Annotated in this window: 11 protein-coding genes; 6 read left to right on the top strand and 5 right to left on the bottom strand. The window is 72.0% G+C overall.

Annotated elements, in window-relative coordinates:
• Positions 1–353: 353 nt before the first annotated feature.
• Complete coding sequence (locus tag AB0K18_RS38865; RefSeq protein ID WP_364925184.1) at positions 354–1,472, top strand: globin domain-containing protein; 1,119 nt, start codon at positions 354–356, stop codon at positions 1,470–1,472.
• 76 nt (positions 1,473–1,548) lie between these two features.
• Positions 1,549–3,006 carry a sialidase family protein gene (locus AB0K18_RS38870; protein ID WP_364925186.1) on the top strand — a complete coding sequence of 486 codons (1,458 nt, stop codon included), beginning with the start codon at positions 1,549–1,551 and terminating at the stop codon, positions 3,004–3,006.
• On the opposite strand, the gene AB0K18_RS38875 is transcribed toward AB0K18_RS38870, so the two are convergent.
• A complete protein-coding gene (locus AB0K18_RS38875; protein ID WP_364925188.1) occupies positions 2,993–3,805 on the bottom strand; it encodes a helix-turn-helix transcriptional regulator in 813 nt (270 codons plus the stop codon). The genes AB0K18_RS38870 and AB0K18_RS38875 overlap by 14 nt on opposite strands.
• Before the next feature lie 141 nt (positions 3,806–3,946).
• On the opposite strand from AB0K18_RS38875, the gene AB0K18_RS38880 reads away from it, so the two are divergent.
• Together AB0K18_RS38880 and AB0K18_RS38885 are read left to right on the top strand one after the other, a co-directional pair.
• The gene (locus AB0K18_RS38880; RefSeq protein ID WP_364925190.1) at positions 3,947–5,026 is read left to right on the top strand and encodes an exo-alpha-sialidase; all 1,080 of its coding nucleotides are present in this window, start codon (positions 3,947–3,949) and stop codon (positions 5,024–5,026) included.
• A gap of 3 nt (positions 5,027–5,029) precedes the next feature.
• Positions 5,030–5,338, top strand: coding sequence for a molybdopterin synthase sulfur carrier subunit (locus AB0K18_RS38885; protein ID WP_345403508.1), 309 nt, complete (start codon positions 5,030–5,032; stop codon positions 5,336–5,338).
• Positions 5,339–5,346: 8 nt separating this feature from the next.
• Here the strand turns inward: AB0K18_RS38885 and thyX are convergent, their stop codons facing one another.
• From thyX to AB0K18_RS38905, 4 genes are all read right to left on the bottom strand, one after another.
• Positions 5,347–6,129 carry an FAD-dependent thymidylate synthase gene (thyX, locus tag AB0K18_RS38890; protein ID WP_364925192.1) on the bottom strand — a complete coding sequence of 261 codons (783 nt, stop codon included), beginning with the start codon at positions 6,127–6,129 and terminating at the stop codon, positions 5,347–5,349.
• 139 nt (positions 6,130–6,268) lie between these two features.
• Positions 6,269–8,896, bottom strand: coding sequence for a M4 family metallopeptidase (locus AB0K18_RS38895; RefSeq protein WP_364925195.1), 2,628 nt, complete (start codon positions 8,894–8,896; stop codon positions 6,269–6,271).
• A gap of 455 nt (positions 8,897–9,351) precedes the next feature.
• Positions 9,352–10,722, bottom strand: coding sequence for an amidohydrolase (locus tag AB0K18_RS38900; protein ID WP_364925197.1), 1,371 nt, complete (start codon positions 10,720–10,722; stop codon positions 9,352–9,354).
• A 45-nt stretch (positions 10,723–10,767) separates the two neighbouring features.
• Entirely contained in the window at positions 10,768–12,894 is a 2,127-nt protein-coding gene (locus AB0K18_RS38905) for an anthranilate synthase component I (RefSeq protein WP_364925200.1), read from the bottom strand.
• 284 nt (positions 12,895–13,178) lie between these two features.
• Between AB0K18_RS38905 and AB0K18_RS38910 the strand changes: the two genes are divergently transcribed.
• Together AB0K18_RS38910 and AB0K18_RS38915 are read left to right on the top strand one after the other, a co-directional pair.
• The gene (locus AB0K18_RS38910; RefSeq protein ID WP_364925203.1) at positions 13,179–14,357 is read left to right on the top strand and encodes a cytochrome P450; all 1,179 of its coding nucleotides are present in this window, start codon (positions 13,179–13,181) and stop codon (positions 14,355–14,357) included.
• 36 nt (positions 14,358–14,393) lie between these two features.
• The gene (locus AB0K18_RS38915) at positions 14,394–14,993 is read left to right on the top strand and encodes a TetR/AcrR family transcriptional regulator (protein ID WP_364925206.1); all 600 of its coding nucleotides are present in this window, start codon (positions 14,394–14,396) and stop codon (positions 14,991–14,993) included.
• Positions 14,994–15,106: the final 113 nt, after the last annotated feature.

Here is a 15,106-nt window from a genome sequence, read left to right on the forward strand (position 1 = left end):
TCCGACACCCTCTTCCCGGGTTGTCCGGTTAGCCGGGCGTATCCCGCCGGAAGGGCGACGATCATCCCGCCATACGCGCATTTTTCGTTGCTCAATATGAAAATTAGTTGTTTTCATATTCGACGACCGAAATTCCAGAGATCCCGAGTGCGGAGAATCACGGAGCCATCACTGATAGTTCTGCTTCGCACCGTATTGGGGGGAAACGGTTGTGGCGGGTCATCGCGGGTGTAAGACTCGATTTCGAGCGTACGGACATGCCGGGGAGGGGTCCCGCGCTCACGACCCGGAACGTCAGGGAGGTGAACGGCGAGACCGGAATGCGTTTCCGGTCAAGGGGTGGGGTTGTTTTCATGTCGTTGAATCCGCGCCTGGTGAAGGAGAGTTTCTCCCTCGTCGAACCCGTGGCCGCCAAGGCCACGGCCTACTTCTACGGCCGCTTGTTCGCCGAGAACCCGCACTTGCGGAGCATGTTCCCGCCCGCGATGAACGTGCAGCGGGACCGGCTGTTCAGCGCGTTGACCAGGATCGTGTGGAGCCTGGACAGCCCGGACGGCATGGCGGCCTACCTCGGCCAGCTCGGCCGCGACCACCGCAAGTACGGCGTCGTCGCCGAGCACTACACGGCCGTGGGCAACGCCCTGCTGGCCACGATCCGCCGCTTCGCGGCCGACGTCTGGAACGACGAGATCGAGGCGGCCTGGGTGGCGGCGTACTCGGCGGCCGCCAATCTCATGATCGGCTCGGCCGAGTCCGACGCCGGGGTGTCCCCCGCGTGGTGGCTGGCCGAGGTCGTCGACCACGAGCTGCGCCACCGCGACATCGCGGTCATCACGTTGCGGCCGACGCAGCGGCTGCCGTACACGCCGGGACAGTACGTCACCGTGCAGACCGCGCGCTGGCCGCGCGTGTGGCGGACGTTCTCCATCGCCAACGCGCCGCGCCCGGACAACATGATCAAACTGCACGTGCGCTCGGTGCCCGGCGGCTGGGTCTCGACCACGCTGATCAGGCACACCCGCATCGGCGACACGCTCATGCTGGGCCCGCCCATGGGCTCGATGACGCCGCGCGAGCACAGCGCGCGCGACGTGCTGTGCGTGGCGGGCGGCACGGGACTCGCGCCGCTGAAGGCGATCGTGGAGTCCATCATCGCCTCGGGCCGCCGCCCCAACATCCACCTGCTGTACGGCGCCCGCACCTCGGGCGAGCTGTACGACCTGCCGGACCTGATCAGGATGCAGTCGTCGTTCCCGTGGCTGCGGGTGCTGCCCGTGGTGTCGGACGAGCCGGGCTACGAGGGCATGCGCGGCCACCTGCCCGAGGTGACCCAGCGCTTCCACTCCTGGTCGGAGCACGACGTGTACGTGTGCGGCCCCTCCAGCATGGTCAACGAGACCGTGCGCCGCCTCCAGGGCGACGGCGTCCCGCCGGCCCGCATCCACAGGGACACCGTGCACGGCGAACGCTGACAACAGTGATCGAAAGGTTGACAATCGGGCGGGGAAGAGGCCATCTGGAGGGTGACCCCCCACGCGGAGGTGGAGCGTGCCCCTTCCCGCCCGGCGCCGTACGATCGGCGGGCTCGTCGCCCTCGTCACCCTCGTGGCCGCGGCGTCGCTGATCGCGCAGGCACCCGCCACAGCGTCCGAGGCGGTCCCCCTCACCGAGATCGGCCCCGAGATCGGCACCACCGCGCCGCGGCCCGGCCCGCAGGGCGGCGCCGACACCTACCAGTGGGGCGACGTGGTCGTGGCGGCGCACCAGACGGGCCGGTTGTCCGACGGAGGCGCGGCCGGCATCGCGTACGCGATGTCCGGCGACGGCGGCGCCACCTGGAGCAGGGGGACGCTGCCCGGCCTCACCACGGCGGCGGGCGGCGTGCACGCGCGCACCGCCGACCCCTCGGTGGCCTACGACGCCCTGCACGGCGTGTGGCTGATCACCTCGATCGGGCTGTCCGACACCGGCGGGGTGACCGGCGGGGTGACCGGGGCGGCCGTGCTGACCAGCCGCTCCACCGACGGGGTGGCGTGGTCGCCGCCGGTGGTCACCGCCGTGGGCGGCGACCTGGACAAGAGCTGGGTGGTCTGCGACAACGGGGACGGCAGCCCGTACCGGGGGCAGTGCTACGCCGTGTTCGACGACCACGCCGTGGCGAACGCGATGAGGGTGGCCCGCTCGGTCGACGGCGGCCTGTCCTGGACCGTCGCGGTCACCAGAGCGAGCGGGCTGGGCGGGCAGCCGGTGGTGCGGCCCAACGGGACCGTCGTGGTGCCGTACCTGAGCAACGACGGAGAGATCCGCTCGTTCCGGTCCCGCGACGGCGGGGCGAGCTGGAGCGAGAGCACGCTGGTCTCGCGGGTGGAGCGGCACACGCCGGCGGGCGGGCTGCGGGCGTTACCGCTGCCCTCGGCCGAGACCGACGCCGCCGGCACCGTCTACGTCGCCTGGCACGACTGCCGCTTCCAGCACGGCTGCGCCGGCAACGACATCGTGCTCAGCACGTCGGCCACCGGCGAGCGGTGGGGCGACGTGCTGCGGGTGACCGACGACGGCGGCGACCACGTCATCCCGGGGCTCGGCGTGGACCGCGCGAGCAAGGGCGAGCGGGCGCGGCTCGCGGTGACGTACTACCGCTACGCCGACGCCGCCTGCGTGCCCGCCACCTGCCGCCTCACCGTCGGCCACACCTCCTCGGCCAACGGCGGGGCGAGCTGGTCGGCGCCGCTGGAGCTGCACGGGCCGATGGCGGTCGGCTGGCTGCCGGTCACCGGCCAGGGCAGGACGGTGGGCGACTACATCTCCGTCTCCGTCGTGCCGGGCGGCCACGCCTTCCCCGTCTTCGCCGTCGCCGCGCCGCCCGCCGAGGGCCTGCCCGACGTGCGCACGCACACCGTCACCGGCGGCCTGCCGATCGTGCCAGGTCCCGCGCCCCTGGCCTCGATCGAGGCCGCGGTCGCCGCCGGCGAGCCGCCGCCCGCGCTCCCCCTCACCGCCCGCTGACGCGGAAGGCCGCCGCCGTCTCCTCGTCGGCCGGCCAGAACGTCTCGATGGCCAGCTCGGAGACCGTGACGTCCATCGGCGTGCCGAACGTCGCGATCGTGGTGAACAGCGACAGCACCCGGTCGCCCGCGGCGATGCGCAGCGGGATGAGGAGGTCGGACGGCCCCGTCAGGTGCGCCACATTGGCCTCGACGCCGGCCCCGTCCTTGTAGGTGTACGCGGCCAGCTCGTCGTGCAGCTCGGCCAGCCGCCCGTCGCCCGACGACTCGGCCTGGCGGCGCAGCTGGCGCAGCAGGTGGCCGCGTACCTCGGCCAGGTTGAGCAGCCGCCCGCCCATCGCGTCGGGGTGCAGCGACAGCCGCATCACGTTGACCGGCTCCTTCAGCAGCTCATCGGGCACGCCCTCCAGGAACATCCCAGCCGCCGCGTTGGCCGCCACCAGGTTCCACGCCACGTCCACCACGACCGCCGGATATGGCTCGTGCCCCGCCAGGATCGTGTCCAGCGCCTGCCGGACGGCCTGCAGCTCGGGCGCGCGCACCTCGCGTTCCGGATAGACCGGGGCGAACCCGGCGGCCACCAGCAGCCGGTTGCGGTGCCGCAGCGGCACGTCCAGCTCCTCGGCCAGCCGCGTCACCATCTCGCGGCTCGGCCTGGCCCGCCCGGTCTCCAGGAAACTGACGTGGCGGGCCGACACCCCCGCCTCGATGGCCAGGTCGAGCTGGCTCACCCGGCGCCGCTGCCGCCACGAGCGCAGCAGCGAACCGAAGGACTCCTCATGTACGGCGACCGCTTCCATGCCCCTCACGGTAGCGATCAGAGGGAAGCGTCTCGATTACCCCCCAGGTAAGCGAGATGCTTGCGAGCGGAATCGCCCAGTCCTCGGTAACTGTCGGTGGCGCGTGGCACGATGACCGCAAGCGAACATGGGAGCGAAGTCATGAGTGACGCAATGCTCGCGGTCGGCACCCGTAAGGGCCTGTTCCTGGCCCGCTCGACGGGCGGCGGCCCGTTCGAGGTCCAGCCGATCCAGTTCTCCACGGTCGCCGTGCACGCGGTGGCGATCGACACCAGGGGCGCCACGCCCCGGCTGCTGGCCGGCATCGAATACGGCCACTTCGGCCCGTCGGTGATGTACTCCGACGACCTCGGCGCCACCTGGCACGAGGCCGACCACCCGCCCGTCGCCTTCCCGGAGAAGACCGGGGCGACGCTCGCCAAGGTCTGGCAGCTCGCGCCGTCGCCGTCCGAGCCCGACGTCGTCTGGGCGGGGGCCGAGCCGGCCGCGCTGTTCCGCTCGGAAGACCGCGGCGTCACCTATCGGCTGGTCGAGGGTCTGTGGGAGCATCCGCACCGCGAGCGGTGGGAGCCGGGCGGCGGCGGGCTGTGCCTGCACACGATCGTCAACCACCCCACCGACCCCGAGATCATGGCCGTCGCCGTCTCGGCGGCCGGCTTCTACCGCACCCGCGACGGCGGGCTGTCGTGGGAGGCGGCCAACAAGAACATCAGGGCCCCGTTCATGCCGGAGGGCCAGCAATATCCTGAGTTCGGGCAGTGCGTCCACAAGGTGTCGATGCACCCGTCCCGGCCCGAGCGGCTCTACCTCCAGCACCACTTCGGCGTCTACCGCAGCGACGACTTCGGGGCCAGCTGGCGCGACATCGGCACCTCGCTGCCGTCCGACTTCGGCTTCCCCATCGCGGTGCACCCGTCGCGGCCCGACACGGTCTACGTGCTGCCGCTCCACGCCGACATGGACCGCACGCCGGTCGGCCACCGCTACCGCGTCCACCGCAGCGACGACGGCGGCGCCACCTGGCAGGCCTCCTCCCAGGGGCTGCCCGACGAGCCCGTCTACTCCACCGTGCTGCGCGACGCGATGACCGCCTCCGACGCCGGGGTGTTCTTCGGCACCCGCTCAGGCGAGGTCTACGGCTCGCGCGACGACGGCGAGACGTGGTCCACGGTCGCCCGCCACCTGCCCGACGTGCTCACCGTGCGTGCGGCGGTGCTCTAGATCATGGCCAGACCGGTGACGATGGTCGTGTTCGTGCTGCCCAGCTCGCTGCGGCGGTGGGTGAGCGGGCGCCAGGAGGTCGCGGTCTTCGCCGTGGGCGACGACCGCGACTCGCCGCCCACCCTGCGCTCGGCGCTCGACATGCTGCGGCGCACCCACCCCATGCTGGAGGAGCGGCTGCGCGACGAATACGGCCGCATCCGCCGCCACATCAGCATGTTCGTGTGCGGCGAGAACTCCCGGGGGCTCGGCGGCCTCGACTGCGCCATGCCGCCGGGCGCCGAGGTCTACGTGCTGCCCGCCCTCGCCTGATCCAGGGGTCAGACCTTGCGCCAGCCGGGGATCCAGGCCCCGTCCTCGACGACGTAGTCGCCGAAGAGGGCGGGCGCCTCCTCGCGCATCAGCTCGCCGATGCGCTGGAACACCAGGCGGATCTCCTCCTCCGCCCCGGTCGCGGTGCGGGCCTCGATGGTGTGCCGCAGGGTGCGCACGTTCGCGGTCCACACCAGGCCGGTCGCCACGCCTTCGGGGGCGAAGCGCCGCATGAACGACGTGCGGTGCTTCTTCTCGGAGAACGGCACGCCCTCCTCATCGAGCCCGAAGTGGCCGGCCATCCAGACCTGGAACCGCTCCAGCTCCTCCAGCACGGCCGTGGCCCGCCGCATCAGCTCGTCGTCCTCGCGCGCCCACTCCGGGAACCAGAACGGCAGTTCGTCGAGGCGGACGAAGCGCAGTGACTCCTGCGAGATGGCCACGCCGGGCCGGTGGCGTACCAGCTCGTGGGTCAGCACCCGGCTGACGTCGTGCAGCACGAAGCTGAAGCTCACGTGCTCCAGGACCGAGCCGTGGGCGCTGGCCAGGATGTTGCGCAGGTAGTCGTCCTGGTTCTCCCTGATCTTCGTCACGTTGGGGTTGAGTCCCGGCTCGAACGAGCGGTAGCAGAGCCGGCCGGCGAACTCCGCGAGGTTCTGCGCGTCGAGGTCGCCGCGGTCGAGCCGCTCCAGCCACCTCGCCCCGCCGACCTCGGCGAGGTAGCGGGCCAGCTCGTCGTAGTCGAGCGCCGGGCGGGCGACGATGAAGACCTCGGGTTCGGCAGTGCGCATGGGAGCCCCCGCTCGGTTTCCGCAGTGAGACGCCTGACCAGGGCTCGGCGCCCGCCGCCCCCCTCGCATGGTGCGGCGGGCGCCTGCCCAGGTCAACCCGCTTGCGCGGGCCGTCGCCCGGCGGTCACCCGGCCCGGCGTCACGAGCCGGTACGGCAGCGCGGCGCGGGCCGGTCGCGGGTCACCAGGTCGGTGTTCCCGTCGGTGCCGTCGAGCCAGACGACGGTTGTGCCCTTTCCGGCGGCGAAGTAGTCCTGCAATCCCCGGTTGCACGAGTAGCGCTGCGGGGTCCCGCCGCCGAGCGGCACCTGGTGGATCTTCGCCAGGATCGCGTTCGAGATCCCGCTGCCGTCGGGCCACACGCCGATGGTGGCGACCTCGTCGTTGGCGTCGAACCAGTTCGGCCCGGGCGCCTGCGGGCCGTCCCGCACGACGACGGCCCTGCGGGTGCCGTCGGGTGCGGCCCGCATGATGCCGTAGCGGCCGTCGTCGTCCTCGTCGTACGTCCAGACGAGGTGACGGCCGGTCAGGATCGGCTTCGCGGTCCACGAGCCGGCCGGCATGGGAATGACGGTCTCGGCGCCGGTCCTGAGGTCGACGACGGCGGGTGCGCTGCGCAGTGCGCCGTCCTCCGTCCAGTACCGCTCGTAGGCGAGCCTGCCGCCCTTGAGCGACGGCGAGAACCCGTGCACGGCGGCCTCGGCGGTGACCTCGACGGGCGCCGCGGAGCCGCGCTTGACCCAGACCCCGTGCTCGCCGTCGGCGCCGACGCCGTCCCACACGATCGTGTCGCCGTCGATCGCCACCGAGTCGACGAGGCTCGGGGCGTCGAAGACCAGCTCGGGCGGCGAGCTGCGGTCGAGCGGGCGGACGTGGACCTGGTAGTGCTCCTGCGCGGCGTCGAACGAGGTCCACGCGGCCCGCCTTCCGTCGGTGGCCGGGACGGAGTTCCACCGCTCGCCCTCCGACAGGCGCACCGGCTTGCCGCCGCCGATCCGGCCGGTGAGGATCACGCTCGGCGACAGGGCGTCGGGCGAGGTGTTGGAGATGACGTACCGGTCGCCGGCCACGTCGGGGCGCGCCAGGCGGTCGGTGATGCCGTCGATCAGCACGCGCGAGTCGGTGCGCAGCGCGCGCTCCCAGCCCGGCCTGATGCCGTGCCGGTCGAACGCGCGGGCGACGGTCAGCTTGTCGCGGGCGGACATGCCGAGCGCGCGGGCCGCCGACTCGACGGCGCGGCGGCCGTCCACGAAGTCGTCCAGCGGCGTCATGTACTCGGTGAGCGCCTTGTAGACGAGCCGGTCGGCGACGGCGCCGCCCAGCGTCTCCCTGACCTCCCAGAGGGCGCCGGAGAAGATCGTGGAGTTGTAGTGCACGCCGCCGTTGTCGTAGCCGACGGTGAAGCCGAGGTAGTCCTCGCCGGCCACGCGACCGTCGCCGAGGTCACGGCCGGCGCACTCCTCCGGCGGGGCGGTCTTGCACAGCGTCTCGCCGAGCAGGCTCGCGTTCGGGTCGCTCATCGGGATGCCGTACGTGTCCACCTGGATGGCGTTGCCGAAGTAGTCGGCCAAGCCCTCGTTGATCGCGCCGGACTGGCCGAGGTAGACCAGGTCGGCGCTGTGCGTGATGACGCCGTGGGTCATCTCGTGGCCGACGACGTCGAGCGCGGCGGCGAAGGAGTGGTAGTCGCCGCCTCCGCCGTAGACCATCTTGGTGCCGTCCCAGAAGGCGTTGGTGTACGGCTCGCCGTCCGCCGTGACGTTGACCACCGAGTACATGGTGCCGCCCTGCCCGTCGAGCCCGTCGCGGCCGAGCCCGCGGTAGTACTCGTAGACCCGCCCGGCGCTCCAGTGGGCGTCCACGGCGCCGGTCTCGGTGTGCTCGGGGCCGAAGACGGGGGTGGCGGAACGGACCAGCTCGGTGCCCTCCGGGATGCCGGGGGTGAAGAAGTCGAAGAAGGTGCGGCCGGCGGCGTCGTAGGTGAGGATCTCGCCGTCGGTGCCGTCCCACATGGGGCGGGTGCGGTCGCGCAGCTCGTAGCCGCCGTCGGGGCGCTCGTAGGCGTTCAGCTCCACGGTACGGCCGTGCGCGGTCTGCCCGCTGCCGGTCACCGGGCCCTCCATGCGCAGGCGGTCCACGGCGAACAGGGGGCGGCCTGAGTGTGCGTCCACGTACGCGTCGAGCAGCAGCGGCTTCTTGGCGACCGCGTCGCGGCCGGTGAGCACCACGTGCCAGGCCAGCTGGCCGGTGCCGCCCGGCACCACGACGAGCCCCGCGGCCTGGGCGGTGACGCGCTCGCGGGACCGGTGGTCGCGGATCATGGTGGCGTGGGCGATCCGCGCGGCGGTCTTTTCGGTGACGGTGGGGGTGGTGGAGACGGTCAGCTCGGTGAGGAACCGGCCGCCCGCGCCGACCACCTCGCGCCGGTCGCCGTCCTTACGGAAGTGCACCAGGTAGTGGGCGCCGAAGACGGGCACGCCTCGGTGGCGCTGGGCGAACCTGACCGTCTCGTCGGCGCCGTCCACGACCGTCCTGAGCGGGGCCAGGTCGGCGGGGTCGAGGTGGTAGCGGGGGTCGGCCAGGTGCGCCTTGGCGGCGGCCACCGGGTCGCCCGCCTGCGCGGGCTCGGAGAGGCCGTGCACCTCTGCCGGGGCGCGGGTGCCCGCCCGCTGCTCCACCTCGGGCGGCGGGTCGTCGGCCGCCGCGGTGCCGGGCACGGTGAGCGCGAGGCATAACGCGGCCACGAGGGTGATGGGACGCCAGGACACGGCACCTCCAAGGGGTAGGTTTGTCTGGCGCCACCGATCATGACAGCGATATTGACAAATCGACAAGAAACGATCGGGCTGTTTGAAAAACGGGAAATTTGGATTTTTATTCGGGTATTTCACCCCTAGAGCCGGCACCGCGCACGAAGAAGGCCGACGACCTGCTCAAACGATCGGCGGGGCTGAGGACAAGGCCGCACAGGCGCCCGCCGGGGCGCGGCAGGGCCAACGGAGATACGGCCGTGCAGGAATGCCCCGAAACGAGAGTCAGAGGCACTGCGAAACGCTACCTCGCCGAGCGCCAGGCGGCGCACGGCGGAAGCCGGCGAAGAGACCGCCATGCGGCAATGCGCCTGACAGCGCGAAGTGCTGCGGAACGTGGCTTCGCTGAGCGCCGGATGACGTGCGGTGGAAGCTGCTCAGGGGGCGGGGGGTGGGTGGTGCGTGCGCAGCCGTTAGAGGCGGTAGATACGGCGGGCGTTACCTGAGCCGATCATGTGGGCGATTCTGGCGGCGTCGGCGGTGCTCCACTCGCCTGAGTCGATTCGGGTGGCCAGGGCTCGGGACAGGGCCCGGCGGTAAGTGAGCGCGCCCAGGTAGGCGGTTTCGGCCAGGCCGCAGGCGCCGGAGCTGAACAGCTGCTTGTGGAACGGGGCCAGCTCCAGCAGCTCGTCGATGACGCGGGCCGCGGCGGCGGTGTGCGGCGGGGCGAGGCCGACGTCCACGTACACGTGCGGGAAGGCCGCCGCCAGGTAGGCGGCCTGGCGGTGGAACGGGTAGGTGTGCAGCAGGATCATCGGGACGCCGAGCGGCTGCAGCGCGGCCGCGAACGCGCTCAGCCTGGCCGGGTCCGCCCGATGCGGCTCGCCGAGCGGTCCGCCGAGCCCACCACTAAACCCACCGCTGGGCCCGCCCCCGAGCCCGCCCCCGGGCCAGGATTCGAGGCCGCCTCCAGGCTCACCGGTGAGGACGCCGCCGAGGCCGCTCTCGTAACCTCCGGCGAGGCCGCTTCCGAAGCCGCTTCCGAAGCCGCTTCCGAAGCCGCTTCCGAAGCCGCTTCCAGGGCCGTATCCGGGACCGCTTCCGAAGCCGTTTCCGGGGCCGCTTCCGAGGCCGCAGTGGAACTGCAGGGGGAGGCCGCGTTCTCTGGCCACGTCCACGGCGCTCAAGACCAGGTAGTGGAGCAGGACCGGGTCGGTGAGCGGGGGCTTGGGGTCGGCGAGGCGGCGGTTGGCGGCGGCGATCACGGCGCCCCGGGCGGGCCTGGACGGCTCCAGGTCGAGGCCGCACAGCGCGCCCGCGACGGTCTTGAGCCCGACCGCGCGCGCCGCCCTGGCGGTGAGCTGCTCGCCCAGGTCGTCGAGGTAGTCGACGGCGAGCTGGGCGGAGGCGGCGACGTCGCGTTCGATGTGCTCGACGCGGACCAGCTCGTCGGCGGCGGCCCCGCCGTGGCGGCCCATCTCGGTGGCGCTCAGCAGCTCGCCGTCCTGCGAGGCGGAGTCGACGAGGAACGCCACCACCCCGGCCCCGGCCAGCAGCCGCCGGTTGACCTCGCCGGCGCCCAGCTCCTCGCGGCGGGCCAGGTAGACGGCGGGCGGCGCGTGCGGCTCCAGGCCGAGCAGCGGCCCGCACCACCGCCGTACGGCGACGCCGAGCGGCGTGTCGAAGTGGGTGGTGCCGGGCGGCGCCGGGCTGCCGGCCCCGCTGATGAGCAGCTCGAAGCCGGCCCTGCCGAGGTCGTCGCGCCGCACCCCGTGGCAGTGGTGGTCGACGAGCGGGGCGAGCAGCGCGTCACGCACCGTGCCGGGCAGGTCTACGGGGAGCATGCGGAGACTCTAGGGGAGCCCCGCACGCCCCCGCCCGGGTTTTACTCATCTGCGGGCGAGCCGCAGGACGTTCGAGATGATCTTGGCACCCGCGTTGCCCTCCTGGGTGAGGATCGACTCGGGGTGGAACTGCACGGCGAAGCGCCGCCGCGCGGTGTCCTCGATGGCCATGACGTTGCCGTCGGGCGTGAGCGCGGTCGGGGTGAAGCCGACCACGCCGGGCCGCTTGGCGTGCAGCGAGTGGTAGCGGGCCGCGGTGAACTCGTCGGGCAGCCCCTCCAGCAGCGCGCTCCCGGACACCCTGGAGACCCGGCCGCGCTTGCCGTGCTCGGGGTAGTCGAGCAGTTCGAGGGTGCCGCCGGCCTGCTCGACCATGGCCTGCAGGCCCAGGCAGACGCCGAAGACGGGCAGGTCGCGGGCGTAGACCTCGTCGAGCAGCGCCGACATGCCGAAGTCGGTCGGCCAGCCGGGGCCGGGCGAGAGCACGACCAGGTCGGGCGCGATCTCGTCCATCATGTGGGTCGGGAAGCCGTGGCGCAGCGTGACGACGTCGGCGCCCTCCTGGCGGAAGTAGTCGGCCAGGGTGTTGACGAAGGAGTCCTCGTGGTCGACGAGCAGCACCTTCATGCCGAGGCCAGGCTGCTCCCTGGTCTCGGCGACCGGCACGGCGCCGGGCTGGTTGACGGTGGCGAGCGCGCCGAGCAGGGCGCTGGCCTTGAGCTCGGTCTCGCGCTCCTCGGACTCGGGGTCGGAGTCGAACAGCAGCGTCGCCCCTGCCCTGACGGCGGCGACGCCGTTCTTGACCTGCGCGGTACGCAGGGTGAGCCCGGTGTTCATGGACCCGTCGAAGCCGATGAAGCCGATGGCGCCGCCGTACCAGCGGCGGGTGGTGGCCTCGTGGTCCTCGATGAACTGCATGGCCCACGTCTTGGGGGCGCCGGTGACGGTGACGGCCCACATGTGGGTGAGGAAGGCGTCGAGGGCGTCGAACTCGGGGCGCAGCCGGCCCTCGATGTGGTCGACGGTGTGGATGAGCCGGGAGTAGAGCTCGATCTGGCGGCGGCCGATGACCTTGACCGTGCCGGGGACGCAGATGCGCGACTTGTCGTTGCGGTCGACGTCGGTGCACATGGTCAGCTCCGACTCCTCCTTCACGCTGGACAGGAGGGTGCGGATGGCCTCGGCGTCCTCGACCGGGTTGCGGCCGCGGGCGATGGTGCCGGAGATGGGGCAGGTCTCGACGCGGTCGCCGGTGACGCGGACGTACATCTCGGGTGAGGCGCCGACGAGGTGCTCGCCCTCGCCGAGGCTGATGATGAACTCGTACGGGGCGGGGTTGCTGGTGCGCAGGCCGCGGTAGAAGGCGGACGGGTCGGTGCAGGTGGCGTGGAAGACCTGGCCTGGCACGACCTCGAACAGGTCGCCGCGCTTGAACTTCTCCTTGGCGGCGGCCACGACCTTGGCGTATTCGCCCTTCGGCGGGTTGGGCGGCACCTCGGCGGGCGTGACGGGCGGCGCGGTGTCGCCGGTGCGCTCGAGGCCGCGGGTGGTGGCGCCGTCGACGGTGAACTCGTAGCGGTGCTCGACGCTGGTCTCGCGCTGCCGGTCGATGACCACGAGCCGGTCGGGCAGGTGCAGCACGAGGTCGCGCTGGTCGTCGGGGCGGACGAGCTCCTGCCTGATGGGCTCGAACTGGAAGGCCAGGTCGTAGCCGAAGGCGCCGTAGAGGCCGAGGTGCGGGTCGTCGCCCTTGAAGGCGGCGATCACCTCGCGGATGGCGGTGAACACGGTGGGCCTGCGGCTGCGCATCTCCTCGGGCAGCAGGTCCTCGGACTCGGGGACGTGGACCTCGACCCGGTCGGCGGTGGGCTCGGTGACGGGCTTGCCGGCGGCCAGCAGGCACGTGGTGATCGCGGGCAGCACGACGCGGCCACGCTCGTTGAGCGCGGTCGCCGAGATCGTCCGGCCCTTGGCGACGATCTCGAGGCACGGATCGACGTAACCGAACGCCCATCGGCTGTAGCGGCCCGGGTAGTCCATGCCGGAGGAGAAGGCGCCGCCGCGCCGCTCCGACAGGGCCGTCACGATCTCTTCTAGTGCGGCCTCGTCCACCTCGCGTGTCTCGCGCTCGACACCGATGCCCCCGGCAGTGGTATATCCGCTCTTCTCCACTTCCTGCCCCTTCAAATGATCGAGCCCCGGGGGCGGACACGAGAAAGGCCGCCATCCGGGGCGGCCGTCCGTTGTGGAATGCGAAACACGCGCCGCCTAGAAGCGGCGCCACCACTGGAGCTGAGCGTGATTTCGCATGTGGTCAAGGTTAACCCCCCGACCATGATCGCGCAACGCGCCCACTACCGGTGTGGCGCACCTGGGCACACTACCCTCTCCCACTGGACGGCCCCCTATTTCAATACAGAGCAGTACTGTATCGTTTCTCGGTGAAGGGAGACCCCATGACCGAGACGATCACCATGCCCATCGGGCGGCCCACGCCGTTCGACCCGCCGGCCGAGCTGGCCCTGCTGCGCGAGCGCGGCCCCATCGTTCCCCTCGCCTATCCCGACGGGCACCAGGGGTGGCTGGTCACCGGCCACGCCCTGGCCCGCGAGGTGCTGGCCGACCCGCGTTTCAGCGCCCGTTCCGAGCTGCGGCACCTGCCCACCGCGTCGGAGGCGCCGCGGGGGCGGCCCGCGCCGCCCGGGCTGTTCGTCGCGATGGATCCGCCGGAGCACACCCGCTACCGCCACCTGCTCACCGGCGAGTTCACCGTACGCAGGATGCGCCGGCTGACCGAGCGGATCGAGGAGGTCACGCGGACGTGCCTCGACGCGATGGAGCGGCAGGGGCCACCGGCCGACCTGGTGGCGGCCTTCGCCGCGCCGATCCCCGCGGTGGTGATCTGCGAGCTGCTCGGCGTGCCCGAGGCCGACCGGCCTGCCTTCATCGCGCAGATGACCAGGTTGAGCGGTCCTGAGCTGACGGTCGAGGAGAAGTACGCCGCGTTCGCCGCCGTCCAGGGGCAGATCAAGGAGCTGGTGACGGCCAAGCGGGCGGCGCCCTCCGACGACCTGCTGAGCGGGCTGACCCGCGGCGACCTCGACGACGACGAGCTGGCCACGATCGGGTTCATGCTGCTGGGCGCGGGCCTGGACACCACCGCGAACATGCTGGCGCTCGGCACGTTCGCGCTGCTGGAGCATCCGGGCGCGGCGGCCGCGCTGCTCGGCGACGTGGACCAGGCGGTGGAGGAGCTGCTGCGCTACCTCAGCATCGTGCCGTTCCTCGTCCGCACCCCGCTGGAGGACGTCGACCTGGGCGGCGTACGGGTCGCCAAGGGCGAGTCGGTGACCGTCTCGCTGGCGGCGGCCGACCGCGACCCCGGCCGCTTCCACTCCCCTGATCTGCTCGACCTGGCCCGGCGCTCCGGGAGTCACGTGGCCTTCGGGCACGGCGTGCACCAGTGCCTGGGCCAGCAGCTGGCGCGGGTGGAGATGCGGGTGGCCTTCCCCGCGCTGTTCGCCAGGTTCCCCTCGCTGCGGCTCGCGGTGCCGGCGGCGGAGGTGCCCCTGCGTACGGACATGGCGATCTACGGCGTGCACCGGCTGCCCGTCGCCTGGGACGCGCCTCAATAGACTCCTGCGGGACGACGGGACGCTGACCGGAGGAGCATGATCGACGACCAGGCGCCGCGGGTGCGGGCGGCGGGCCGGCCGCGCAGCCAGGAGGCCGACCTGGCCATCCTGGCGGCCGCGCTCGACCTGCTGATCGAGCAGGGCGCCCAGCAGACCAGCATCGAGCAGGTGGCGCGGCGGGCCGGGGTGACCAGGGCGACGGTCTACCGCAGGTTCGCCGACAAGACGGCGCTGCTGGTGCGCACGCTGGAGTGGGCCAACCACGACGACGACCCGGCGCTGACCGGCTGGCCCGGCCTTGAGGCGATGTTCGCCGACTGGGGCCGCTACCTCGCGGTCCCCCGTAACAGGCGGCTGCTGCGCCGCCTGTACGGCAGCCGCGACGACTACCCGGAGCTGCTGGACACCTACAGGAAGGTCAACGGCGGGCGGCGGGCGGCGGCGGTGCGCGAGGTGCTGACGCGCGCCCGCGACCGCGGCCGCCTGCCGGCCACCCTGGACGTGGACGTCGTGCAGGAGGTGCTGACCGCGGCGGTCATGCTGCACGTGGGCCTGGGCCCGGACGACGAGGACCCGGAGCGGATCGCGGCGCACTTCATGGCCATCATGGCGCAGTTCGGCCACCGTTCCGCGTGAGACGGCTGGGGCTATGGGCAGTTCGCCTGACCAGATTACATTTCTGTCCGCAAAGTAACTTTTTGCGACACCTATTGCTTTCCCGACATGATCAATTCACTCTTCTCGACAGA

Source organism: Nonomuraea sp. NPDC049421 (assembly GCF_040677005.1).
Taxonomy (GTDB): Bacteria; Actinomycetota; Actinomycetes; order Streptosporangiales; family Streptosporangiaceae; genus Nonomuraea; species Nonomuraea salmonea.

Excerpts from the sequence above, each read along its gene's own strand:
- AB0K18_RS38915 (WP_364925206.1), top strand. The coding sequence starts at position 14,394 with ATGATCGACGACCAGGCGCCGCGGGTGCGGGCGGCGGGCCGGCCGCGC.
- AB0K18_RS38900 (WP_364925197.1), bottom strand. The coding sequence starts at position 10,722 with ATGCTCCCCGTAGACCTGCCCGGCACGGTGCGTGACGCGCTGCTCGCC.
- thyX (WP_364925192.1), bottom strand. The coding sequence starts at position 6,129 with ATGCGCACTGCCGAACCCGAGGTCTTCATCGTCGCCCGCCCGGCGCTC.
- AB0K18_RS38910 (WP_364925203.1), top strand. The coding sequence starts at position 13,179 with ATGACCGAGACGATCACCATGCCCATCGGGCGGCCCACGCCGTTCGAC.
- AB0K18_RS38865 (WP_364925184.1), top strand. The coding sequence starts at position 354 with ATGTCGTTGAATCCGCGCCTGGTGAAGGAGAGTTTCTCCCTCGTCGAA.
- AB0K18_RS38885 (WP_345403508.1), top strand. The coding sequence starts at position 5,030 with ATGGCCAGACCGGTGACGATGGTCGTGTTCGTGCTGCCCAGCTCGCTG.
- AB0K18_RS38875 (WP_364925188.1), bottom strand. The coding sequence starts at position 3,805 with ATGGAAGCGGTCGCCGTACATGAGGAGTCCTTCGGTTCGCTGCTGCGC.
- AB0K18_RS38880 (WP_364925190.1), top strand. The coding sequence starts at position 3,947 with ATGAGTGACGCAATGCTCGCGGTCGGCACCCGTAAGGGCCTGTTCCTG.